The organism is Halobacillus ihumii (assembly GCF_902726645.1).
GTDB classification, from domain to species: Bacteria; Bacillota; Bacilli; order Bacillales; family Halobacillaceae; genus Halobacillus_A; species Halobacillus_A ihumii.
This window is the reverse complement of the sequence record NZ_CACVAO010000001.1, coordinates 1,811,151-1,835,054: the sequence shown is the minus strand read 5'-3', so window position 1 is coordinate 1,835,054 and position 23,904 is coordinate 1,811,151. Positions and strand designations below refer to the sequence as shown.

Sequence of the window (23,904 nt, the reverse complement as noted above, 5' to 3'; positions counted from 1 at the left end):
AGTGGATAATGATGGGTCCAACACTTAAAAGTATGTTTGAGCAAACGGCGGTGAAGTTTCCTAATAAAGAGGCGTTAGTAGATGTAAGGTTAGGAAAAAGGTGGACTTATCGACAATGGGATGAAGAAGCAAATTACTTGGCTAATGCATTGTCTGATGCAGGGGTTACAAAAGGGGAAAAGGTTTCTACAGTACTTTATAATACGGCTGAATTTGCAGTTACATTATTTGCTTGTATGAAAATCGGTGCTATTTTTAATCCCATAAATTTCAGGCTGACATCGCAGGAAATCAGCTTTATTATTAAGGATGCTAAACCTAAAGTAGTATTATTCGAACGGGCAACAGCACCGCAGCTTAAAGAAATTGCGAATGAAAGAACCCACATCCATTTCTGGTCCATAGATGAGCAGCAGGAGGTTGTATTATCTCGCCATTATTATGATGTGCTGGAAGGGGCGGATCGTACACCGCCGGTTTGCGAAATCGACGAGGACGATTACTACGCGATCATGTACACTTCAGGTACGACGGGATTACCTAAAGGGGTCCTGCATACCCACAGGGATATGATTGACCAAGCACTCATACTAGCCCATACTTTACATCTCACCCACCACGACCGCGGTCTAACGGCAGCTCCGATGTTCCATTGTGCTGAACTCCATTGTTCATTTTTTCCAAGGGTGATGGTTGGGGCAACAACGGTAATTCTCCATCACTTCGATGCTCAGGAAATGATTCAAATAACGCGTGAAGAAGAAATCTCTACATTGTTTGCAGCTCCAACGATGTGGAATATGATCATACAAGAGAAATTCAGTAAGAAGGACTTCCATTCATTGAGGACAGGGCTTTATGGTGGGGCACCTATGGCTCCGGCCCTAACGAAGCGGCTTCATCAAGCTTTAGGAGTCCAATTGATCCAGGCATATGGAATGACTGAAATGGGGCCGGCTATTACCGTTCTTCTCGAAGACGAACAGCTGTCTAAAGCAGGCTCTGCAGGCCGGGCACTAGTAAATCATGAAGTACTCGTCGTACGTACACGGGAGGAAGGACCTGCAGATCCCGCTGACATCTGCAGCCCAGGCGAATTAGGAGAAATTATTGTGCGCGGGCCAAGTATGATGCCTGAATATTACAATCGTTCTAAAGAGACGTCAGAAGCTTTATATAAAGGGTGGTATCATTCTGGAGATATTGGTTATTTCGATGAAGATGGCTATCTCTGGGTTAGCGACAGGGTGAAAGACATGATTGTTTCAGGCGGTGAAAATATTTATTCCCGCGAAGTGGAGGATGCCCTGTTTGACCACCCAGCTGTTGTGGATGCTGCAGTAGTAGGGGAACCTGATGAAGTGTGGGGCGAACGAGTTGTTGCTTATATAGTGAAAAAAGGCGATGTAGCACCTGACGAACTTGATGAATTTTGCATATCAGGTAACAGACTCGCTCGATACAAGCGGCCGCGTCGTTATGAGTTTGTGTCCGAACTTCCTCGAAATGCCAGTGGAAAGCTGCAAAAATTTAAACTCCGAGAGCAGACAAAACAAGTAACAGAATAGAATAGATGAGCCTCGAACTATCATGTCGAGGCTCTATTTGTTCAGTACTTTATCCTCCTAGTTGTTTCATGACATCAATGGGCTGGGACTCTCGCACTTTATGATAATCTTGAAAAGGACAGCCAAATTCCTGGACTCGCTGCATAACATTCTTGATGGTAAAGTCTTCTGGATTTAGATCTTCTGTGATTTCATGCCAAAAAAGCGGTGTGGCTACAGTTCCTTCTGAAGTGGCTCTGGCTGAATAAGGAGATATAATGGTTTTTCCTTCTGCATGCTGGACATAGTCCAGGTAAAGTCTTTGTCCGCGATTTTTCTTTAATCGCTCAATTGTAAATAAATCTGGACTTTCTTTTACAAGAAGATCGACTAAACTCTTTGTAAATTTCCTCGTTTCTTCATAACTCATGCTCCCCTCTGTAATAGGGATATGGAGCTGCATTCCTTTATTTCCGGATGTTTTTATAAAACCATGTACGTTGAGTTGATCAAGCAAATGTTTCAATAGCTTGGCAGCTATGATGGATAAATGAAATTCGTCACGATCAGGTGGATCAAGGTCAAACACGATCTCATCCGGGTCCTTGGCTGCTGCTTTTTGAAACGGAATATGAAACTCTAGTGCTCCTTGATTGCTTAGCCAAATTAAACTTGAAAGCTCATTGCTAACGATGAAGGTCTCATCATTCTCCTTCCACGCCCCTACATAATTTGGTGAATGTTCAGCTCGATGTTTTTGAAAGAAAGATTCGTCGCCCACACCATGAGGATATCGAATTAGCGTCAACTTTTTATTTTTTATAAAGGGAATCATATAAGGAGCGATCGCCCTGATGTACATCAGGTAATCTTTCTTACTCCATTGCCTTTTTGGCCATAATATTTTTTCAGGATGAGTGATCTCTACGTCTTCGGGAAACAAAAGCAGGTCCCAATCTCGTTTAGACACGGTACAATCGTCGTGCTCCAAATCAAATCTAAACTGGTGAAAGACAGGCTCGCGCATTTCCCCACCTTCGGCCATTAAGCAGTTAATGGCGGCGCAAACACTTGGATTAAGTCTCCAATTAGTCCCATTCTCTTTAAAAAAAGTTTCAAGTGTATGAGCCTGCTCTGAGGTTAATCCATGCTTAAAACTGCCTAACGGTACACGTTTATCCCCGTGCCAAATCTCCATTTTATAATAATCGTTCCCTGGATCGAATGAGGTTAGAAAGCCAGATACAGAGCGCCATTGTTTCACTTTGAGCCATTGCCTCGTCCGAACCCCTTTTTGGTAAATGCTTTGTTTGCGCTATGCTACAATGCCTTCGCCTAAATGAAGGTGGAGAAGGTTATGGATGTCTGCTTCATCTTCGAAAACCTCAACCATTTGAATAGATGGAAAGTCGATATGGTTCATCATTTTACGAAGTCGTTCTTTTCTTTCTGTAAAAACAAATGAGGTTAAATTTTTTCCGGCTTCAAGAATATCAAATGCCATAAATGTAGCAGGCCTCTCTCGAGCTACATTTCCAATAGACGTTTTATTCCTCATCCGTCCCCGTTTTTGGAGAAGGGGGAAATTGGCCTGATAAGGGGTGTTGAGAATCACGATTTCGCCATCGAGTAAAACAGGCAGTGGATCAGGAGGATCCCCTTTCCTTGCCGCTTCAATGATTTCAGGAAATCGGTCTGACAAATCCTGGCCGTTTCTACTTATGAGCGAAATCCCGCTTTCTGTCCACTTAAGAAATGCCCGAAATCCGTCATATTTTACTTCATATACCCATTCATTTCCCGTCGGTATTTCTTCAGACAATGTCGGAAGCATAGGTTTATCCAACTCACTCACCTTCTTTTCTATCCTTATTTTGATCGAGTATATAGCTTTTAGTCATATTTTTTCTCGGAGGGTAAAAGCTAATCAAAAAGGAGTGAAATAGTCCATGCATACAATGTGGAAGGGATCGATTAGTTTTGGTCTTGTGAATATACCGATCAAACTTCATGCTGCTACTGAGAACAAAGATATTAAGTTGCGTCAATTACATGGAAAATGTAATTCCCCGATTGAGTATAAGAAAAGATGCCCGGTTTGCGAAGAAGAAGTGAAAAATGAGGAGATCGTCAAAGCTTACGAGTATGCTAAAAATAAATTTGTAGTGCTTGATGAAGAGGATTTAAAGAACTTAAAGAAAGAACAAGAAGACAAAGCGGTGGAAATCCTTGATTTTGTCAAACTTGAAGAAATTGACCCTATTTATTTTGAGCGCAGCTATTTTATTTCACCGAACAGCGGTGGAAATAAAGCTTACGGCTTATTAAGGGAAGCCCTTGAAGATACGGGGAAAATCGGAATTGCCAAGATTATTATTCGTTCAAAAGAACAATTGGCTATTTTGCGAGTGTATAAAAATACATTGCTTATGGAAACCATCCATTATCCGGATGAGGTGCGAGATGTTGGCGAGGTACCAAACGTTCCTGAGCAAACTGATTTAAGTAAGAAGGAAATGAAGACGGCTGTTGCGCTGATTGACGAACTCACAGCCGAGTTTGAACCAGAGAAGTACACGGATGAATACCGCACAGCTCTTCTGGAACTTATTGAAGCCAAACGAAATAATGAAGAAGTGACAACAGCTAAAGAGAAAAAACGTCCTGACAATGTGACAGACCTTATGGAAGCCTTAGAAAAGTCACTGGACGAATCGAAAAATAAAAAGAAAGTTGCTCCTAAAAAGGCAGCTCCTAAAAAGAAAACGTCCAAGAAATCATCAACAAAGAAAAAGTCGTCATAACCCCTCTAATAGCAAGTTTTTGTCGAACGATTATCTGTATTTTAACACCGAAATGTTGTATAATTAAGTATAGAAACACATAGTCGAATGGTATATGAATGGCCGTTTGGTCCGTAGAAAAGCAGAAGATATGATGAAATCTTCAGAAGCTTCCCAGAAGAAGTGCTCCAATAATCATTAATGAAATAATGAAGAGTTCATACAACGTTCCATAGTATGCTCTCTTTTTTTGTTCAATAATATCTGAAAAATCTGAACCATCCTGGCATATGTATAAAGAGAGGAGAATAATTGTGAGCGAATTCATATCTTTAAGAGAGATTTGGAAGGCGAGGCAGAGGATTGCAGGATTAGTTATACAAACACCGCTTATCTATTCGAATGCCTTATCAAATTTCACGGGAAATCAAGTGTATTTAAAACTTGAAAATCACCAGCCTACAGGAGCATTTAAATTAAGAGGTGCTGCTAACAAGATCCTTTCCCTCTCCATCGACGACCAAAAAAAAGGTGTGGCGACATTTTCAACAGGAAACCACGGTATTGCGGTCGCCTATGTCGCCAAGCAGCTCGGGATTGATTCTATTGTATGCATTTCTTCACGGGTGCCAAAAGGGAAAGTGAATCGTCTGAAGGAGCTTGGGGCTGAAGTAGTGATCGTAGGTGAAAATCAAGATGATGCGGAAGATTACTGCTATCGATTAGAGAAGGAGCAAGGTGTCTCTGTTATCAAACCATTCGATGACCTTGATGTCATTGCCGGGCAGGGCACGATAGGGTTAGAAGTGCTGGATCAGTGCCCTGACATAGATGAAATATTAGTTCCTCTCTCAGGGGGAGGCTTGCTTTCGGGAATTGGCTATACCTTGAAGTCGAATGACCCTTCCATTCAAGTAACTGGTGTATCAATGGAGAACTCAGCAGTCATGCATAAAAGTTTAAAACAAGGCCATCCGATCAAAATTGCTGAATCGCCAACGCTGGCAGACAGTTTGTTAGGGGGGATCGGGCCGGATAATCAGTACACTTTTCAATTGACTAAGCAGTATATGGACGAAAGCGTGCTTATTTCTGAGAAGGCGATTGCAGAAGGAGTATTGTTTCTGCTTGAGCATCATAAAATGGCAGTAGAAGGAGCGGCTGGGGCAGCAATTGGGAAGTTACTGTCAGAGAAGCAAGGTGATGGTCGTGTAGTGGCAGCTGTTGTGAGTGGTAATAACATTGATCATGAAACAGTTAGTGAGTTGCTTAAAACTAGATAAGCTTGCGGGGTGTGGTAAATGGGTATAACCGTTAAGGATGTCTTACAGTTATCCGTCATGAAACCGGCAAAAGTCCATGTCGGGAATGAGCGTATTGAAACCAGTGAGGTGGAATGGATTTCAGTTATAGAAACACCTGTCGAAAACTTTGTGCGTAAAAATGAATTTGTGCTCAGTACCGGTGTCGGATGTGGCGATGACCCTGACTGTTTAGAAGTTTATGTGAAGGATGTTATTCATTCAGGCGCTTCGGCACTTGCCATTGCTACTGGACGGTATATTTTTAAAATTCCTGACCGCATCCAACAGCTCGCTCTTGAGCAAAATTTTATCATTATTGAAATCCCGTGGAATGTGCGATTTGGTGATATTTTGCAAGATGTTTTAGCTGAAATAAGCAAGGAAAAAGAATTGGAGCAGAAACAGGCGGAGGGCGTTCGGCAGGAACTCATTAACTGTGTGTTAAATGGCAAAGGTCTACAAGAGATCATGACCATTCTCTTTCAGCATTCAAAAATTCCTGTGGCCATTAGTGATCATAACAAGATCGTGAGGGCAAATTACGAATTTGATCAGCGGATGATTGACGTGCTGAACGGGGTAGAGGAAGGGGACTATGAACTTATTCCGACCCAGGAGACCCCGTTTCGCGATCACCCCCTTTACCATTACATTGAAGAATATAAAATTGGGGAGCAGTACTGTTATCAGCTTACCATTCTATCCAATTATAAAAAGCAAGGCTACCTGCTGTTTCAGCCAAGAGATAACGAAGAGTTAACCTGGCCTGTCTTAAATATATTAGAACATGCGCTGACGGCCTGTGCTCTTTATTTTGTTAAGGAAAATGCTATCGAAATGACCGAAATCCGGCTTAGAGATCATTTTTTACTAGATTTAGCAAAAAGCGAAGTCGAAGTAGATAAACAGATGCAGTCAAAGGCTCAACTGCTCGGCTATGAATTAACGCTGCCCTATATTTGCCTTGTAGGAGCAATCCGCTTTAAGAAAAAAAATAATCACGTCGAGCGGGCCGGGGATCAATCGGTTCTTTCTTCCTCGATGAATAGTCGAAACTATTATATTCAGAAAGAGGTCACTCATGCTGGCGATGTCTTAAATCGCCGGACCATGACGACGTTCGAGGATGGAGAAGTCATTGTATACTTAGAGGCAGATGACCACCCTTATATGGAAACGAGTAACCAATTTCTCGACCTTATCGAACGCAGATTAAATGAGTTGCTTGCTGGCATTAATATTTCCTGGGGAATATCTTTTCCTAAGGATGGGGTCTTCGTATTTCATCAAGGATATGATCAAGCCGTGACCGCTTTAAATATTGGCAAGCAGCAGCATGAGGATGGAAATCGAACTTTTTTTAGTGATACTCGTATGAACAGGCTGCTTATGGCACTATCCCATGAAAAAGAAATTGAAAATATTGTAAAAGATACATTGGAACCGCTGATTATGTATGATCAGAAACGTCAGGCGGATCTTATTCATACGTTTATCGTTTACAATAAATACAATAGTAATGTCAGTCAAACCGCGAGAGCGCTGATGTTACACCGTCAATCATTACTCCATAGATTGCGCAATATTGAACATTTAACGGGCTTGTCGCTGTTAAATGCTGACGATATGTTTTTATTGGAACTTAGTGTAAGGTTATGGAAGCTGAAGAAGGTAGAAGAAGAATAGGCAGTCCGCTTTATAATTGATTCGTGATGACAATCCAAATCTTCTCTGTTATGATGAAAGCAGCCAAGCGAATAGTATTACACAATAACTACTAGGGGGGCCCTGATACGGGCTGAGAGAAAAGCAAAACAGCTTTTCGACTCTTATGAACCTGATCTGGTTAAGACCAGCGGAGGGAAGTAGTCAGAAGAAATGTCTTATGACTTTATCCATTCGAAGCCAGGTCCTCCCTCAGGATCTGGTTTTTTTCATGTTCACTCCCTTTTTATGAGAGGAGGAGAAATATGAATCGAACTCGCTTATTAACGACCATGGCTGTATTTGTAGCAATCGGAACGCTTGGTTCGCAAATGCTCTGGTTTCCTGCTGGAATAGCTAAGGCTTATCCTGTTCAACACGCAGTTAATGTTATGGCCGCTGTCACGCTTGGACCCATTCCGGCGGTTGCGATTGCCTTTATGATCGGCCTGCTGCGTAACTTGCTTGGGCTTGGAACATTGCTTGCGTTTCCAGGAGGCATGATTGGGGCTTTACTGGCGGGTTACTTTTACAAATGGTCTAGAAAAACATGGACTGCTGCAGCAGGTGAAATGATTGGCACTGGGTTAATCGGTGCCATGCTCTCCGTGCCCTTTGCCAACATTTTAATGGGGAGTTCAGCGGGAGCATTAGCCTTCTTGCCGTCCTTTCTTATCAGCAGTACAACTGGTGCATTGATTGGCTGGTTTGTAGTTTCAAAAATGCGACAAACTCATGCATTACCTCAAACAAATCTATAATCTTCGGAATCTACTAGGGGTGCGAGCACGCTGAGATAAGGATTTTCCTTAATCCCTTTGGACCTGATCTGGGTAATACCAGCGTAAAGGAAAGTAGCCTCATCTCAAATCACCTTTCAGTGGCTTCCTATAAACTAAGGAGGCAACATTTTATGACATTTACCGAAACATTAAGAAAAGAAAATAATGAATTGTTTGAAGCAATTTTTAACCATCCATTTGTCGATGGAATTGGCAAGGGTGAAGTACCGCACGAAGCATTAGCCCATTACATTAAGGCCGATTATGAGTACTTGAACGCCTTTATGCATGTTTACGGTGTTGCCATATCAAAATCTACAGAACGACGTGACATGGGCTATTTTAGTGAACAAGTCGGATTTGTTCTAAATAGTGAAACCCATCCTCATCACAATTTCTGTGATGTCATCGGTGCAGGTTATGACGAATTGCAAGGCTACCCGCTTCCGCCAACAGCCGATCATTATGTCAAACACATGATGTATCACGCTCAAATGGGAGGGCTCGGAGAAATTCTCGCTGCCCTGCTTCCTTGCCCATGGACTTATCTCGAAATCGGCAACCATTTGGTGAAAAAATATCAGCCATCACCGAATCATACGTTCTACCCGTGGATAGATTTCTACGCGAATGAGGAATTTGATACGCTATCCATGGCCATGCGTGAACGCCTTAATGAGCTGGCCGAAGAGGCTTCAGAGAGTGAATTGAAACGGATGAAGGAGGCCTTTCGCAAGAGCTGTCAGCTGGAGTTGAATTTCTGGGAAATGGCTTTAACTTGTGAGGAATGGCCGACTGGAGAGGCGGTGACGTCTAAATGAAACAAGCGGCTTGCGCATTAAAGATTGGCGGGACTGATCCGAGCGGGGGGGCGGGCATTCAAGCTGATTTAAAAACATTTCAAGAGTTAAAGACTTATGGCATGAGCGTCATTACTTCGGTAGTCGCTCAAAATACAACAGGGGTTAAGGATATACACGACTTGTCTGTTGATATGCTAAGGAAACAATTAGAAGCCGTTTCTTCAGATATGCCTATTCATGCGTTTAAAACAGGGATGATCGCAAGTAAAGACATGATGAAAGCCATCGCAGAATGGCTGCCAGAAATAGCAGCTCCATATGTTATGGATCCTGTAATGGTAGCACAAAGCGGCGATCCCTTGATCAAAGAAGAATCGCGTTTGTGGCTTCGTGATAATTTACTGCCGTACACATCGCTCGTCACACCGAACATACCTGAAGCAGAGGATATTACAGGTGGGTCAATTGAGGTCATTGATGATATGAAAGAAGCGGCCGCACAGATTGTGACTAAATTTGGAGCAGGTGCGGCTTTGGTAAAAGGCGGCCATATGAAAGGTCAGGCCATAGATGTTCTATTTGATGGCTCGGAAATTCATACTTTTTCAAGTGAACGAATTGATACAAAAAATACTCATGGAACAGGATGTACGTATTCTGCTGCCATCACTGCTCATTTAAGTCATGGCTCATCGCTTGTCGAGGCTGTTGAACAGGGTAAGTACTTTGTTACGGAAGCGATCCGTCATTCGTTTGAACTTGGGCAGGGAAGCGGTCCAACCAACCACTTCGCAACACGGGAGGAGGTTTTTAACAAATGGCTGTAAATGTGATTTCAAACGTTCGTATGAAGCAGCCGCTGATTCATAATTTAACGAATCAAGTGGTCATGAACTTTAGTGCCAATGGTTTACTAGCCTTTGGCGGGTCGCCCATCATGGCGATGGCAAAGGAGGACGCAGCTGATATAGCAAACTTATCCGATGGTGTGTTAATCAATATGGGAACGTTGACAGAGCCTCAGATCCAAGCCATGATACTAGCTGGAAAAGCTGCAAATGAGAAGGGGATCCCAGTAGTGATTGATCCTGTAGGTGTAGCAGCCACTCCCTTTCGTACGCAAGCCTTTAATCGGATCATAGCAGAGGTTGAGCCTGCTGCTATTAAAGGAAACGCAGGCGAGCTCGCTCACATCGTCGGCATTTCTTTAGAAACAAAAGGGGTAGATTCAGTTGATTCAGGAAATCCTGAAGAGATTGCTGTCAAAGTCGCAAATGAATTTAAGTCGTTAGCTATAGTCACGGGTGAAGTTGATGTGATCTCAGATGGGGAAGAGACAATATCCAATGAAACAGGACATTCGTTATTATCTAAGGTAACAGGGGCGGGATGTTTGCTGGGCTCGATCGTAACGGCTTGTCTGTCAACTAATGGTACTCCCCTGCAACAGGCTTATACCACCGTTAAATTTTATGGGCTAGCTGCAGAATGGGCTGCTTCAAAGTCGAGCGTTGTAGGCCCTGGGACTTTTGCTGCCCACTTTATTGATGCGCTGGCTTTGGAATTATCACAACTTGAGGGTGTTTCTTCATGAACCTTCGGAAGAGATTAAGGAAATATCTCATTATGGGCAGTCAGAATTGCCAACGCGACCCAGTGAAGGTTTTAGAAGAGGCCATCGCAGGCGGTATTACAGCTTTCCAATTTCGTGAAAAAGGACCAGGATCGCTTAAGGGTGAGAAGAAACTGGCTCTCGGCCTGAAACTGCGCCAGCTTTGCCGGAAGCATGATGTGTTGTTTATAGTAAATGACGACAGCGTTTTGGTGGAACCTTTGGAAGCGGACGGAATTCATGTAGGGCAGGACGATGTGAGCGTTGAGAAGCTACGTTCGGCTTTTCCTAATAAAATTATCGGCTTATCAGTATCTAATGAAGTCGAATTGAGGAAAAGCTCAGTCGGTGTCGTTGATTACTTGGGTGCGGGTCCGGTATTTGGGACATCCACAAAAGTTGATGCGAAAGCGCCAGTTGGTGTTGAATGGATCGAAAGAGTGCGATGGATGTATCCTGATATTCCGTTAGTGGGGATCGGGGGAATAACCGTTCAAAATACCGGTTCGGTGCTTGAAGCAGGAGCTGATGGGATATGCGTGATTTCCGCTGTTACGTATGCTGAAGATGTTCGTGAAGTTGTAAGTAGACTCTAGGCGCTAACCGCCGGCTTGTCCCGGCGGTTAGCGCCGATAAAATCGGAGAAAGCGCCGATAAAATCGGAGAAAGCGCCGATAAAATCGGAGAAAGCGCCGATAAAATCGGAGAAAGCGCCGATAAAATCGGAGAAAGCGCCGATAAAATCGGAGAAAGCGCCGATAAAATCGGAGAAAGCGCCGATAAAATCGGAGAAAGCGCCGATAAAATCAAGCCGGGACCTAAGTGGCCCCGGCTTTATATGTTTAATGAGGATCAGGATCCATCCAGTGATTTTAAAAAGGAATCAACTTTATGATTAAATTGATCTGGTTCTTCTAAAAAAGGGCAATGACAGCTATTTTCAAATAGCTCTAAGCGTGAATGGCCGATTTCCCTGTGTAAGTGCTCTCCGGCGGCAACTGGAATGAGTTTTTCTTCCTTGCCGAAACAAAGTAAAGTAGGAACTGTGATTAATGACAAATAAGGCCTGCAGTCAATGAGTGACTGGTCAAATAAAATGGCGCTGGCCGTTGTTGCGGGAAGTCGTGTTGTTTCTGCGAGCATCCACTCCATATTGTGTCCCGACACTTCTTCTTTAAACATCAAAGGAATGAATCCGGCTAGCAGGCTTTTTTGGTCTGTTTGGAGATCACGCATCATACTCGTTAACGTCGGCAGATCAAATGCTCCAATCTCAAAATCCTCCCATTTGAAATCAGAGGCCAGTTCATCGACAATTACTGTAGCCTTAATATTGTCTTCGCCGAATTGGCTAATATATTCCCAAATTACGAATGCTCCCATAGACCAACCTAACAGGGTCACATCTTTAAGACCTAGGTGCTGGATAAATTGTTTTACATCACGAGCATAGTTGGCGACTGTGTGACCTGAATCTATTGCTGAAGACTGTCCGTGTCCTCTGAAATCCAATGTGATCGTTTGATATCCTTCACGAAAATAGGGAACTTGTTTTTGAAAAAAACGGCTACTCATCCAAACTCCATGCAAAAATAAAACAGGTTTTCCTTCTCCAGATACTTCATAATATAACTCGGCTCCATCATTTAATTTTACAATTGGCATTTCGATCGCCTCCTTGTATATTTTATCAATAATGATTGGTAAACATGTCTGGCTAGTGATGAAATAATGGCACTCTAACAATTTCAATTTGTTCTACGGGAATCCTTCCATAGAGCCAAAATAAGTACTTCATTAAAAAAAGTCAAAAAAATCAACAGTTAAATGTGAATAATTTGTGTCCTTTTTGAGAATAATTTGTTACAATTAGAATATGAATACGATTACATGGGATCATTAAATTAAGGAGATGGATATAATGGGTATTGTGCTTATGTTTTTGTTAATTGCAACGGTTGCCCCATTTGTATTTATTCATTTGAAAAGGACAAAGTTAGCTATCACTCAAACCATTCTGCTCGTGGGCATGTGGGTCTACTTTTTTGAGACGATGTTCATTTCAGCTCCTTCAGCATTTTCGATTACTTGGTCAATGTTTTACTTGAGCCTGATTGTTGCTGAAGTAGCTTGGGTTATGTTTATTATCCATGTGGCCAATACACATGAAAAACCTCGTGAAGCAGTAAGATATTAATATTATACTAAAAGCCCTCTTTTCTAAAAATAGAAAAGAGGGCTTTTTTAGAGTCTATATTAAGGCTATTGTCGAGGTTGCACATAAAACAGTTGAAGTAATGCCTGTAAGAAAGCAACGCCCGATATGATGGCTAATAATGGTTTGAAACTATAATCTGAATACAGGGTTCCCCAGAGTGTGAAGGCAGCTAGGATAATACATAAGGTAAAGCTTACTACATGCTTCCAAGGGAAACTGCCTGAATCCTGATTATATTCATTGTAGAGTTGTTTGTTTTTTTCCAATCTAATCACCACCGTGGTCTTTTGATGTTGCGATACTGTAAGGCTTAATTCTATAATCAGGAGCGATCAATTCCGGACTAATGAGTTAATGACCGCCAGAATGTTCCTCCTGCTGTTGGTGCTGTTCGTGTTCTCCGTTATGTTGCGGGTCATGATTATGGCCAAATGACATGGTAAATAGTGACCCAGCCACAACAATTGCTGCGAGGACAAAACCGTGAAACATCATATTCCATGGTACATGACCATTATGGCTTTCGGATTCAGTCATGTGCATGAACATAAATAACTGGATACCAGCCTGTATGACGGCTAAAATCATAATCGATGTGATAATCCAAAACGTTGATAAATCTGATCTGAGAGCAGCCCAGGCTGCCAGTAATGTTAAGACTAAAGACAAGACGAAGCCAACAATGTGCTGAACAGGAATACGTTTATTGTGTTCTGCCATGTTAAACCACCATCCCGATCAAATAGATGCTTGTAAAGAGGAAAATCCAAACGACATCAAGGAAGTGCCAATACAAGCTGATAATGAAGAATTTTCTGCTGGTAACAGGTGTTAAGCCGCGTTTTGCTATTTGGATCAATAACAGAATTGCCCAGCCAATTCCCACAGTTACGTGCAGCCCGTGGGTACCAGCTAATATAAAGAAGCTGGACCAATACGCACTGGATTGTAAAGTGGCGCCTTCGTGCGCATAGTGAATGAATTCTTCAACCTCTAAACCAATGAATCCAAGGCCTAGAGCTAGTGTAATGATCATCCACGTGATAAGTCCTTTCTTAGAACCCCGTCGCATTTCATGAATTGCTATACCACATGTGAAACTACTTGTCAGCAATAAAAAGGTCATAATGAGCACGGAGCCAGGTTCAAACAATTCCCCTGGCAACGGAGCATCTGCTGTCCGCCCGAATAATACAGCATAGGTAGCAAAGAGTGTTGAGAATAGAACTATTTCAGCACCGAGGAATATCCAAAATCCGAGAATATTCATTTGACCTTGCTGTGTGCGGTATTCCAGCGGGCCGGTTTTTAATTCATGTGAACTCATTTTACAACCCCCTTGCTTTGCGTTCGGTACGCTTGATTTCGTCTACTTCAACATGGAACCCATCGTCATAGTCAAAGGAGCGGATTCCCATCATAACTATTAGCCCGATTAAACCGGCAATAGCCATCCACATCCATTCAAACACAAGTCCAAAACTTGCTATAGCTGCAATTCCCATCATGATAATCGGCTTACCGGTATTGCTTGGCATGTGAATTGGCTCCACTTTTTCTTCATCGAATGTTGTTTCACCTTTTTCCTTCATTTCTATAAAGGCATCATGTGAGTTTACGTGAGGAACCGTCGCGAAATTGTAAAACGGTACTGGAGTTGGAGTAGCCCATTCCAGTGTGCGTCCATCCCAAGAATCTCCGGTTTTTTCACGCTCGCTGTAACGATAACTATAGTAAATGTTGTAAACAAAGATGGCAAAGCCGAGTCCCATACCGAAAGCCCCTACAGTCGAAATGACGTTAAGCGGCATCCATTCAGGAATGATGGTAAAGACTCGACGCGGCATACCATCCAGTCCCACGAAGTATTGTGGGAAGAAACAAACATGAAAGCCGATAACGAAGAACCAAAAGCTAATCTTGCCAAGTTTTTCATTAAGTTTGTGTCCGAACATTTTCGGATACCAGTACACAAGACCTGCAAAGCAGGCAAATACGGTCCCTGCTATAAGCACATAGTGGAAGTGTGCCACTAGGAAATATGAGTTGTGGAACTGGTAATCGGCTGGAGCCATACCCAGCATGACACCCGTAACCCCGCCGAGTACGAAACTGGGGATAAAGGCAAGCGCCCACATGTTGGCTGTTGTAAATTGTATTTTTGATTTGTACAGAGTAGCAAGCCAGTTGAATATTTTAACACCCGTGGGAACGGCGATTAACATTGTTGAAACAGAAAATACTGAGTTAACAAATGCACCGGCACCCATCGTAAAGAAGTGGTGAACCCAAACAAGGAAACTTAACCCTGCGATGAGGATCATTGACCAAACCATGGCTTTATAGCCGAACAATTGCTTACGGGCAAATGTTGCAATAACCTCTGAGAAAATACCAAAGGCAGGCAATATAACAATATAAACTTCAGGGTGTCCCCACATCCAGAACAGGTTGGCCCACATCATTGGTAAGCCTTCTCCGGTCAGTGTGAAGAACTGAGAACCAAAAACTCGGTCGATCGTCATTAAAGCTAATGCCACTGTTAGGATAGGGAAGGCAAAAACAATAATGAACGCCGTAACGAGTGTTGACCAAGTGAAAATGGGCATTTGGAACATTTTCATCCCAGGAGCACGCATTTTAATGATGGTAACCATAAAGTTTATCCCTGTTGCCAGTGTTCCAATACCTGATAACTGAAGTCCCATCAAATAAAAGTTCTGTCCGGGACCAGGGCTCATGGCTGCACCGGCAAGTGGTGTGTAACTAGTCCAACCGGCATCTGGAGAACCGCCGATTACGAAAGAAATATTAAACAGCAAGGCCCCAAAAAGAAAGGACCAGAAACTCAAGGCATTCAGTGCCGGGAAAGCAACGTCCCTGGCCCCGATTTGCAATGGTACGATCACGTTCATTAAGCCGATCAAGAATGGCATAGCCATAAAAATGATCATAACTGTTCCGTGCGTCGTAAAAATTTCGTTATAGTGTTGCGAGCCTAAGAAGTCCATCCCGGGAAATGCAAGTTGGACACGCATCATTAAGGCGTCCATCCCACCTCTGAACAACATCGCTAGAGCACTGAGAATATACATAATACCTATCTTTTTATGGTCAACAGTAGTCAACCACTCACGCCACAACCATCCCCATCTTTTAAAGTAAGTTAGAACAAAGATAATAGCGGCTGTAACGAGCACGATGGAAACCATTCCAGCGTAAATGAGTGGTTCCCCCGTGACAAAAAATTCATCTAGTTGCATAATTCCTCACCTGCTTTCTTTCTATCACTCTTCATCTGTAGCATCAATTTCAATATCCCCGCTTTTTAAATGTAATTCTTTCTCATAAGCTTCCCCATGAAGTTCGATAGCGTAGTCCATTCCGGCCATCGTACCATGATTAACCCATTGTAAGTGGGTGGAAGAAAAGGTCTTCCGGTCTGTTAATCCAGGTTTAAGGAGCTTATTATATTGATCCTGCGTAAGCTCAGGGGAATTTTGTGCTTGTTCTACCCAGCTGGAAAATTCCTCACTGCTTTCTGCGTAAACTTCAAATGTCTGAGCTGCAAAGCCTTCCCCCGTGAAGTTTGCGTTTCGCCCATCATACACTCCTTGTTCATCTGCTTGTAGGAAAAGCGTATTCTGCATCCCTGCCATACCGTATTTTTGCCCACCTAAAGCTGGAATCCAGAGGGAGGACATTGAGTCGGCAGAAGCTATTTTGAATTCGATTGGGCGATCAGTAGGAATATGAAGATAATTGACTGTTTCTATGTTTTGTTCCGGATAACTGAAGAACCATTTCCAGTCGGCCGATGTTGCATGAATGACGAGTGGTTCTTTGTCAGCTGCTGCTGAAGCTGTTGATTCGGGCGGTTTTTCGAGATCAAATAATGTTTGTACAGTCGGTACTGATAAAGCTGTTACGATGAGAATCGGAATCACCGTCCAGATGACCTCAATCATTGTGTTTCCGTGAAGGTGCGGGTCGTAGTCTTTATCACCCCGCCCAGGACGGTCGCGGTATTTAATGACCATATAAGTAAATAGGGCAAAGACAACCACTACAATCACGAGCATAAACCAGATTGAATACATAATCAGGTCTTTTTGACTTTCTGCGACAGGACCCTTTGGATCAAGGACAGTCAGTTGACTGCAGCCGCTTAATAATAGAACCAGGCTGAGTGGCAGCATAGCCAGCCATTTTTTAATATGCCGTTTGTTGCGTTCCACTTGGCAATACACTCCTTCTCACAAATATATTAAAAGGGATGGTTGTTCCAATTTATGAATTACTGGGGTTAGTATAGCAAATAAAGCTTAAATCGAGACCTAGTTAAAAAAATTGTCATATAAAAATCACGATTTCTATTCAATTTTGACACAAATTATTCAAACTTAGGGAAATTGCACAGACTACTCCATATTGTTGTAGCCATAATAGCTTCGATCTATTACCTAAAATGGAAAATGGACGCGATAGCGCCCATTTAAGAAGGTACCGAAATAGTGTTTCCCTCAAAAGTCATGGGGATGAGAATAATTCAGGTATGGTTAGCTTTCATCTATACTTCTATTAATTCAACGTGGGCAAACTTTCCATCGTTTGTCTCAAATTGAATACCAGGCTGTACAGAGACAGGAGAATGAAAGATCGGCCCGTCTACTACAAATGTATGGAATTCCCCATTTTCACCACAAGGATCTACATCTGGCGGCAGTGAACTGAGGAAGTTGTTATCAACTTTACATCCTGCCTGATCAGCGGGGAGTTTTTCTGTATTAACGGTCGAAACGATAGCTTTAAAACCCGCTGAGATAAACTCCTTTGCAATGGTAGTGGAAGCTCTTCCCCACAAGGGATAAAGCCCTGACATTCCTGACTTAGCGAGTAGGCGGTCCCGGTATTCTTTTATATCTTCGAGAAATAAATCCGCGTAAACGATTGTAAAGATGCCCTCTGACTTAAACTGATCAAACTTTTGCTGAAGTGTCTGTTCATAAGTATTGTTGTCCGCCATTGCAGGTAATGGCACGTCATACAAAGGAAGACCAATTGAATCAGCTTGGGCCTGAATGAGCTCTCTTCGCACTTCATGTATGGGCAGTCTGCCACTCGCTTGAGAGGTGGTTGATAACAGTCCTTTAATGCAATAATTACTATTTTCCATAAGATTATAGAGTGCTAACGTACTGTCTTTTCCCCCACTCCAGGAAACAATGACATTCTCCATCCAAGACACCCCCTTCTTAATAAGATAGTGCCATGTTACACCGATTTAATTGCACTATTTCATTACGAAGTTCCTATATTAATCTCTACCTCAAATCATACAGCTTTTCAAAGTGCTGGACAAATGTTCTTCCTGCAACTTTCCTAAATTGTACAATTTGGAATCTTGAATTTTCATACATTTTTTACATTACATAAAAAAAGCCTATTGAATACAATAAATGTAATAGTCATTCAAATATTCAGACAATGGTGGGAGGGAAAAACATGTTGCTTCCATTTGATATTTTGGAATATCAAAACCGTCTTAAGGAAACAAAGGATCGCATGGATGAGAAAGGGATTGAGGTCCTGCTGATTACTGATCCAGCTAATATGAATTATTTATCTGGTTATGATGCGTGGTCGTTTTACGTTCATCAAATGCTTGTCATCATCATTGATGAACCGCAGCCTATATGGATTGGGCGTTTTCAGGATGCAAACGGGGCTCGGGTCAAGACGTGGATCTACGATGAAAATATCATCTCATACCCAGATTATTATGTACATTCCAGTGTTTATCATCCAATGGATTTTATCTCAGAAATCTTAACTCAAATTGGGCAGGGGAATCGTCATATAGGTGTTGAAATGGATCATTATTATTTTACAGCAATGTCACTTGATCGATTAAAGCGGGGAATGCCTAATGCGAAATTCCATGATGCATCAGTTCTCGTCAATCGAGTTCGGATGATTAAATCGGATCAGGAAATTGAATACATGAAGCGAGCTGCCACAATCGCTGATCTAGCCATGACTAAAGGGGTAGAAAGCATTCGTGCTGGCGGGAGAGAGTGTGATACGGCTGCTGAGATCTATTATCACATGGTACGCGGTACACCTGAATTTGGTGGTGAATATCCAGCCATTGTGCCATTGCTTCCTTCGGGTGACCATACGTCGATTCCTCATCTGACTTGGACAGACAGACCTTTTCTGGAAAATAGCGCCGTAATCGTTGAACTGGCAGGGTGTTATAAACGTTATCATGTACCGCTGGCTCGAACGGTTTCGGTTGGAGAGCCGAGTGAAAAGTTAAACCATTTGGCAGCTGTTGTGACGGAAGGAATACAAAATGTGTTGCAAACAGCTAAACCTGGTATGACCTGCAGCGATTTGGAAGAAATCTGGCGTAAGAGTATTCAAAAGCATGGGTTTGAGAAAGAATCAAGACTCGGATACTCCGTAGGCTTGAATTATCCTCCAGATTGGGGTGAGCATACAGCAAGTATTCGCAGAGGTGATACGACTGTTCTGCAGCCAAATATGACGTTTCATCTTATCCCAGGGCTCTGGTTCGATCACGATGGAATCGAGATTAGCGAGACGTTCCGAGTTACGGAGACAGGGACTGAACGGTTTACCACTTATCCGCAGGAATTAATTGTACGACGTGATCCTTACAACATTAATTCAAATGGTCAAATCAGTTAGGAGGTGTACGTTTTGCGCCTTTATTCAAAAAAAGATATTCAACAAGTGATAAAACTTAACGGTACCGTTATCAGCGAGATTGAAAACGCATTCACAGCATTGCAGACGAAAAAAGTTACCATGCCGCCTATTATGAGTATAAATATACCGTCTAGCAATGGGGAAGTCGACATTAAATCTGCTTATATCGAAGGGTACGACAGTTTTGCTGTCAAACTTTCATCGGGATTCTTTGACAATCCGAAACTTGGCTTACCCAGCGCTAATGGAATGATGATTCTGATAGACACAACGACGGGTGAACCTAAGGCGATCCTAGTAGATAATGGTTTGCTTACAGATATACGTACAGCTGCAGCAGGAGCTGTTGCTGCGAAGCATTTAACCCGGGAAGACAGTCGCACCGTCGCCATTATAGGGACCGGTTCACAAGCTAAATACCAGTTAGAAGCCTTATCAAAAGTCAGACCAATCACTCAAGTCTTTGTCTATGGGCGTAATTCAGAACGAGCACAACAATATAAATCTTTCGTTGAAAAAAAACTTAATGTGCAAGTAGACGTTAAAGAGACTCCATCCGAAGCTGTCAGAAACAGCGATGTAATCATTACAACCACCCCGGCTACAGAGCCCGTTCTTAAAGCGGAGTGGCTCCACGCAGGTCAGCACATCACAGCCATGGGGTCAGATGCTCCGCATAAGCAGGAACTTGAGAATGACGTCATCAAAAATGCGGACTTAGTTGTGTGTGATGTTAAGGAGCAATCGATGATGCTGGGAGAACTTAGAACCATTCCAAATGAGGAAATACTGGACCAAGTCCATGAGTTAGGAGAAATAACCAGCGGGCAGAAACCAGGTCGAACAAATGATCAACAACTTTCTGTTTGTGACTTAACAGGCACAGGGGTGCAAGATACGCAAATTGCCCGCTACGCCTGGAAGTTATTGAATTCAAAGGAGGATGATTGTAATGGAAAAGGCTAAATTTGGTACGAAATCTATTTGGGCTGGTGAGAAGGATCAACTAGCATTTGGTGCAACGCAAGTACCTGTGGTTCATAGCGTGTCTTTCGGGTATGACGACATGGATGAATGGTATGAAGTAGCGGTAGGTAAAAAGGAAGGACATATTTATGGTCGTAATACAAATCCAACCGTTCAAGCATTTGAAGAGAAGATCAGAATTTTGGAAGGGGCAGAGGCGGCGACAAGTTTCTCAACGGGAATGGCTGCGATTAGTAATACTCTAGGAACTTTGCTATTTCCAGGAGACAGAATCGTTTCGATAAAAGACACGTATGGCGGTACAAACAAAATTTTCACGGAATTTTTACCAAAACAGCAAATAGATGTTGTGCTTTGCGACACTGGCGATCATGACGCTATTGAGCAAGAAATTGAAAGAGGCTGCAAAGTTCTTTATTTAGAGAGTCCGACAAATCCAACCGTCAAAATTACAGATATAAAACGAATGGCGAGCGCGGGTAAAGCGGCTGGAGCTATCGTAGTAGTAGATAATACCTTTGCTACGCCAGTTAACCAAAACCCATTGGAGTTAGGGGCAGATTTGGTCATTCATAGTGCTACAAAGTTCTTGGGCGGTCATGCTGATGCGCTGGGCGGATCTGTCTGTGGAAGCAAAGAGCTCGTCGAAGCTGTCTATCACTACCGTGAAATAAATGGGGCAACGCTAGATCCGATGGCCGCTTACCTGCTGCTCCGTGGTATGAAGACGCTGAAGCTCAGAATTGATCAACAAAATAAAAATGCTCAGGAAATCGCAGAATTCCTAAAAATTATAGAGCTAGTAGAAGAGGTGTTTTATCCTGGGTTGGAAACTCACCCTAACCATGATATTGCTAAAGAACAAATGAACGGTTTTGGCGGCATGCTTAGTTTTTCTGTCAAAGGCGGTGTAGAAACAGTTCGTCATTTACTGCCCAAACTAAAGTTCGCAAATCGTGCAGCAAACCTCGGTTCAGTAGAAACGGTTGTGGGACCATCTAGAACAACGAGCCATGTTGAATGCACACCTGAAGAGCGAGCAGCGATGGGCATTCCAGAAGGGTTGATTCGCTACTCTGCAGGAATTGAAGATATAGATGATTTGAAGCAGGATTTAGAACAGGCATTTAAGGCTTTGCCTTCAGATATCATGATCAAAAATTAGGGGGGTGACCCTGTGACAACAAAATTGCCGAACTTAGTTGAAAGATCATTAGATATTCTCCCAGAAGTCATTAAATGGAGGCGCCATTTTCACCAGTTTCCGGAACTTAGCTTTCAAGAAAAGGCCACGAGTGAAAAAATTGCACAAATTTTGGATTCGTTTGGAGCTTATTCTATTGAGAAGAACATTGGAGGTTACGGAATAGTAGCAACCCTTACAACTGGGGATGGACCTGTGATAGCACTTCGGGCAGACATGGATGCTTTGCCGATCTATGAGCAAACGGGTCTCTCGTATAGTTCTAAACATCCGGGTGTGATGCACGCTTGTGGCCATGACGCCCATATTTCAATCCTTCTGGGTGCAGCAAAGTTACTAGCGGAAGACGCAAATAAAGGGCTTTTCAAAGGAAGTGTGAAGCTGATTTTTCAGCCAGCTGAAGAAGATAGCGATGTGTTAGGGGAGACAGGAGCTGTGAAAATGCTCCAATGCGGTGTCCTGGATGATGTGGATGCCGTCCTCGCTCTTCATATGTGTCCGTGGCGGAAAAAAGGCGAAATTCAAATCCATGATGGTCCCAGTATGGCAAATAATGATGATTTTTATTTAATCGTTAAAGGCATTGGCGGGCACGGCGGGTATCCTCATCACACAAAAGATCCTGTATGGATGTCGACTTACTTGCTGCAGGCTCTATACAGTATTAACGGGCGTAAAGTAAATCCCCTGGACGTCGGGACCATTAGTGTGGGCCAGATACATGCAGGAGAAGCTAATAACGTGATTCCTGGATTGGTTGAAATTCAGGGAACGATCCGCTCTTATAAAAAAGAGGTACGTAAGTTGCTTATAAAAGAGATAGAGGGAGCTGCACGAGTAGTTACTGCATTAGGCGGGGATTTTGACTTGACAGTTCATCGCGGTGAACCGGCTTTAGTTAACGATCCAACGGTAAATAAAGTCATTCGCGATGCGGCGGCTGATATGAAAGTCATAAACGAACCATTTGGAATGGGGAGTGAAGATTTCAGTCATATGACAGCACGTAAACCTGGGGCGATGTTTTTCCTCGGATGCGGGATTTACGAAGAGCGGGGCTTGCATCATCCGGGTTTTGATATTAACGAAGAAGCACTAACAGATGGTGTAGAAATTTTTCTGAAATGTGTGTATCAGCTTCTACAACGTGAAGGAGGGGAATTGTAATGGTGAATATAGCATTTATTGGCTTTGGCGGCGTTGGGCAGGCTCTTGCAGAAATTTTAATCGAGCGAAAAGAGAATTTGAGTAGTTCATATGGCCTCGATACGAGGGTTGTAGCGGTTGCCGATATGATGAAAGGATCAATCTATGACCCGGAAGGACTCGATGTGGGGCAGCTTCTGCAAACTGTTCGAACTGAAGGAACGGTGGATGGTATTTCTGGAGGGCCTCAAGCAAAAAAAGGCTGGAGCAGTATGGATACTATTATTCATTCAAACGCTGACGTGATTGTAGAAGTTACCTTTACAGATGTTAAAACGGGAGAACCGGCTATTTCTCACTGTCGTACAGCTTTTGAAAACAGGAAAAGTGTAGTGACGACCAATAAAGGTCCAGTAGCTTTAGCTTATAAAGAGTTAGCGAAGCTTGCTGAGGAGCAGGGTGTATTCTTTGGATTTGAAGGAACAGTAATGAGCGGTACCCCGGCACTTAGAATGCCTGTTGAAACACTGGCAGGCAATAAGATAACTGAAATCAAAGGGATTCTCAATGGAACGACTAACTTTATTCTAACAGAAATGGAAAAGGGCTTTTCTTACGAGGAGTCTTTAGAAAAAGCACAGCAGCTTGGCTATGCTGAAGCAGATCCTACTAGCGATGTGGAAGGTTACGACGCTCGTTATAAAGCGGCCATTTTAGCGAATTATTTAATGGGTGAGTCTCTCTCCCATACGGAAGTTGAATGTGAAGGAATTTCTGGAGTAACTGTTGATCAAGTACAGGAGGCACTTCGGGAAGGGAAAAAATTACGATTGCTCGCTCGGGTGAGAAATGAAGAAGGAACAGTCAAAGCCAGTGTTAAGCCTGAACGCATCGATGCCGATGATCCGTTATCAGGAGTGACAGGAGCTACAAACGCAATCGTCTATGAATGCGATTTAGCTGGACCTATCTTGTTGACTGGAGCTGGCGCAGGATTAAAAGAAACCGGATTTTCACTGCTGATTGATTTAATTCATTATCAAAAGGAGAGACAACCGGCGAAAATATAAAGGAGG

At 42.8% G+C, this 23,904-nt stretch carries 23 protein-coding genes and 2 riboswitches; of the genes, 15 read left to right on the top strand and 8 right to left on the bottom strand.

The window, feature by feature from the left end; translation table 11 throughout:
• Nucleotides 1-11: 11 nt before the first annotated feature.
• Entirely contained in the window at nucleotides 12-1,568 is a 1,557-nt protein-coding gene (locus tag G6R08_RS09195) for a fatty acid--CoA ligase (RefSeq protein WP_163531244.1), read from the top strand.
• 49 nt (nucleotides 1,569-1,617) lie between these two features.
• On the opposite strand, the gene ligD is transcribed toward G6R08_RS09195, so the two are convergent.
• On the bottom strand, nucleotides 1,618-2,850 hold the full coding sequence (gene ligD, locus G6R08_RS09190) for a DNA ligase D (RefSeq protein ID WP_163531242.1): 1,233 nt from the start codon (nucleotides 2,848-2,850) through the stop codon (nucleotides 1,618-1,620).
• A 12-nt stretch (nucleotides 2,851-2,862) separates the two neighbouring features.
• Entirely contained in the window at nucleotides 2,863-3,393 is a 531-nt protein-coding gene (locus tag G6R08_RS09185) for an ATP-dependent DNA ligase (RefSeq protein WP_163527707.1), read from the bottom strand.
• Between the two features lie 103 nt (nucleotides 3,394-3,496).
• Here G6R08_RS09185 and ku point away from each other — a divergent pair, with 103 nt between their 5' ends.
• The 8 genes from ku to thiE all read left to right on the top strand — a co-directional run bounded on the left by ku (nucleotide 3,497) and on the right by thiE (nucleotide 11,131).
• Nucleotides 3,497-4,351 (top strand): non-homologous end joining protein Ku, encoded by an 855-nt coding sequence (ku, locus tag G6R08_RS09180; RefSeq protein ID WP_163527706.1) that lies wholly within the window; start codon nucleotides 3,497-3,499, stop codon nucleotides 4,349-4,351.
• 293 nt (nucleotides 4,352-4,644) lie between these two features.
• Nucleotides 4,645-5,613, top strand: coding sequence for a hydroxyectoine utilization dehydratase EutB (eutB, locus tag G6R08_RS09175; RefSeq protein ID WP_240339678.1), 969 nt, complete (start codon nucleotides 4,645-4,647; stop codon nucleotides 5,611-5,613).
• Between the two features lie 18 nt (nucleotides 5,614-5,631).
• Nucleotides 5,632-7,320, top strand: coding sequence for a PucR family transcriptional regulator (locus G6R08_RS09170; protein ID WP_163527704.1), 1,689 nt, complete (start codon nucleotides 5,632-5,634; stop codon nucleotides 7,318-7,320).
• 83 nt (nucleotides 7,321-7,403) lie between these two features.
• Nucleotides 7,404-7,515: riboswitch (TPP riboswitch) on the top strand.
• Between the two features lie 89 nt (nucleotides 7,516-7,604).
• Nucleotides 7,605-8,099, top strand: a complete 495-nt coding sequence (thiW, locus tag G6R08_RS09165; protein WP_163527703.1) for an energy coupling factor transporter S component ThiW — start codon at nucleotides 7,605-7,607, stop codon at nucleotides 8,097-8,099.
• A gap of 5 nt (nucleotides 8,100-8,104) precedes the next feature.
• Nucleotides 8,105-8,208, top strand: a riboswitch (TPP riboswitch).
• 43 nt (nucleotides 8,209-8,251) lie between these two features.
• Complete coding sequence (gene tenA, locus G6R08_RS09160) at nucleotides 8,252-8,941, top strand: thiaminase II (protein WP_163527702.1); 690 nt, start codon at nucleotides 8,252-8,254, stop codon at nucleotides 8,939-8,941.
• Complete coding sequence (thiD, locus tag G6R08_RS09155; RefSeq protein WP_163527701.1) at nucleotides 8,938-9,750, top strand: bifunctional hydroxymethylpyrimidine kinase/phosphomethylpyrimidine kinase; 813 nt, start codon at nucleotides 8,938-8,940, stop codon at nucleotides 9,748-9,750. The genes tenA and thiD overlap by 4 nt, the downstream gene beginning before the upstream one ends.
• Nucleotides 9,741-10,517, top strand: coding sequence for a hydroxyethylthiazole kinase (thiM, locus tag G6R08_RS09150; RefSeq protein WP_163527700.1), 777 nt, complete (start codon nucleotides 9,741-9,743; stop codon nucleotides 10,515-10,517). The genes thiD and thiM overlap by 10 nt, the downstream gene beginning before the upstream one ends.
• Nucleotides 10,514-11,131: a thiamine phosphate synthase gene (thiE, locus tag G6R08_RS09145; RefSeq protein WP_163527699.1), complete on the top strand. Its 618-nt coding sequence runs from the start codon at nucleotides 10,514-10,516 to the stop codon at nucleotides 11,129-11,131. The genes thiM and thiE overlap by 4 nt, the downstream gene beginning before the upstream one ends.
• Nucleotides 11,132-11,387: 256 nt before the next feature.
• Here thiE and G6R08_RS09140 read toward each other — a convergent pair whose 3' ends face one another.
• Nucleotides 11,388-12,200 carry an alpha/beta fold hydrolase gene (locus G6R08_RS09140; protein ID WP_163527698.1) on the bottom strand — a complete coding sequence of 271 codons (813 nt, stop codon included), beginning with the start codon at nucleotides 12,198-12,200 and terminating at the stop codon, nucleotides 11,388-11,390.
• A 256-nt stretch (nucleotides 12,201-12,456) separates the two neighbouring features.
• Here G6R08_RS09140 and G6R08_RS09135 point away from each other — a divergent pair, with 256 nt between their 5' ends.
• Complete coding sequence (locus G6R08_RS09135; protein WP_079528871.1) at nucleotides 12,457-12,732, top strand: hypothetical protein; 276 nt, start codon at nucleotides 12,457-12,459, stop codon at nucleotides 12,730-12,732.
• Nucleotides 12,733-13,104: 372 nt separating this feature from the next.
• On the opposite strand, the gene qoxD is transcribed toward G6R08_RS09135, so the two are convergent.
• The 5 genes from qoxD to G6R08_RS09110 all read right to left on the bottom strand — a co-directional run bounded on the left by qoxD (nucleotide 13,105) and on the right by G6R08_RS09110 (nucleotide 17,992).
• A complete protein-coding gene (qoxD, locus tag G6R08_RS09130; protein ID WP_163527697.1) occupies nucleotides 13,105-13,473 on the bottom strand; it encodes a cytochrome aa3 quinol oxidase subunit IV in 369 nt (122 codons plus the stop codon).
• A gap of 1 nt (nucleotide 13,474) precedes the next feature.
• Nucleotides 13,475-14,080 carry a cytochrome aa3 quinol oxidase subunit III gene (gene qoxC / locus G6R08_RS09125; RefSeq protein ID WP_163527696.1) on the bottom strand — a complete coding sequence of 202 codons (606 nt, stop codon included), beginning with the start codon at nucleotides 14,078-14,080 and terminating at the stop codon, nucleotides 13,475-13,477.
• Between the two features lies 1 nt (nucleotide 14,081).
• The gene (qoxB, locus tag G6R08_RS09120; RefSeq protein WP_163527695.1) at nucleotides 14,082-16,016 is read right to left on the bottom strand and encodes a cytochrome aa3 quinol oxidase subunit I; all 1,935 of its coding nucleotides are present in this window, start codon (nucleotides 16,014-16,016) and stop codon (nucleotides 14,082-14,084) included.
• Nucleotides 16,017-16,040: 24 nt separating this feature from the next.
• Nucleotides 16,041-16,952 carry a cytochrome aa3 quinol oxidase subunit II gene (gene qoxA, locus G6R08_RS09115; RefSeq protein ID WP_163531240.1) on the bottom strand — a complete coding sequence of 304 codons (912 nt, stop codon included), beginning with the start codon at nucleotides 16,950-16,952 and terminating at the stop codon, nucleotides 16,041-16,043.
• Nucleotides 16,953-17,323: 371 nt separating this feature from the next.
• Nucleotides 17,324-17,992 (bottom strand): Dph6-related ATP pyrophosphatase, encoded by a 669-nt coding sequence (locus tag G6R08_RS09110; protein ID WP_163527694.1) that lies wholly within the window; start codon nucleotides 17,990-17,992, stop codon nucleotides 17,324-17,326.
• 266 nt (nucleotides 17,993-18,258) lie between these two features.
• Here G6R08_RS09110 and G6R08_RS09105 point away from each other — a divergent pair, with 266 nt between their 5' ends.
• Genes G6R08_RS09105 through G6R08_RS09085 form a run of 5 tightly spaced genes read left to right on the top strand, consistent with a single transcriptional unit; the run spans nucleotide 18,259 to nucleotide 23,898 of the window.
• Nucleotides 18,259-19,470 carry a M24 family metallopeptidase gene (locus G6R08_RS09105; RefSeq protein ID WP_163527693.1) on the top strand — a complete coding sequence of 404 codons (1,212 nt, stop codon included), beginning with the start codon at nucleotides 18,259-18,261 and terminating at the stop codon, nucleotides 19,468-19,470.
• A gap of 3 nt (nucleotides 19,471-19,473) precedes the next feature.
• Nucleotides 19,474-20,457 carry a cyclodeaminase gene (locus tag G6R08_RS09100; protein ID WP_240339677.1) on the top strand — a complete coding sequence of 328 codons (984 nt, stop codon included), beginning with the start codon at nucleotides 19,474-19,476 and terminating at the stop codon, nucleotides 20,455-20,457.
• Nucleotides 20,444-21,643 (top strand): cystathionine gamma-synthase family protein, encoded by a 1,200-nt coding sequence (locus G6R08_RS09095; protein ID WP_205439409.1) that lies wholly within the window; start codon nucleotides 20,444-20,446, stop codon nucleotides 21,641-21,643. The genes G6R08_RS09100 and G6R08_RS09095 overlap by 14 nt, the downstream gene beginning before the upstream one ends.
• 12 nt (nucleotides 21,644-21,655) lie before the next feature.
• Complete coding sequence (locus G6R08_RS09090; protein WP_163527691.1) at nucleotides 21,656-22,849, top strand: M20 metallopeptidase family protein; 1,194 nt, start codon at nucleotides 21,656-21,658, stop codon at nucleotides 22,847-22,849.
• Entirely contained in the window at nucleotides 22,849-23,898 is a 1,050-nt protein-coding gene (locus G6R08_RS09085) for a homoserine dehydrogenase (RefSeq protein WP_163527690.1), read from the top strand. The genes G6R08_RS09090 and G6R08_RS09085 overlap by 1 nt, the downstream gene beginning before the upstream one ends.
• The last annotated feature ends 6 nt before the right edge of the window (nucleotides 23,899-23,904 follow it).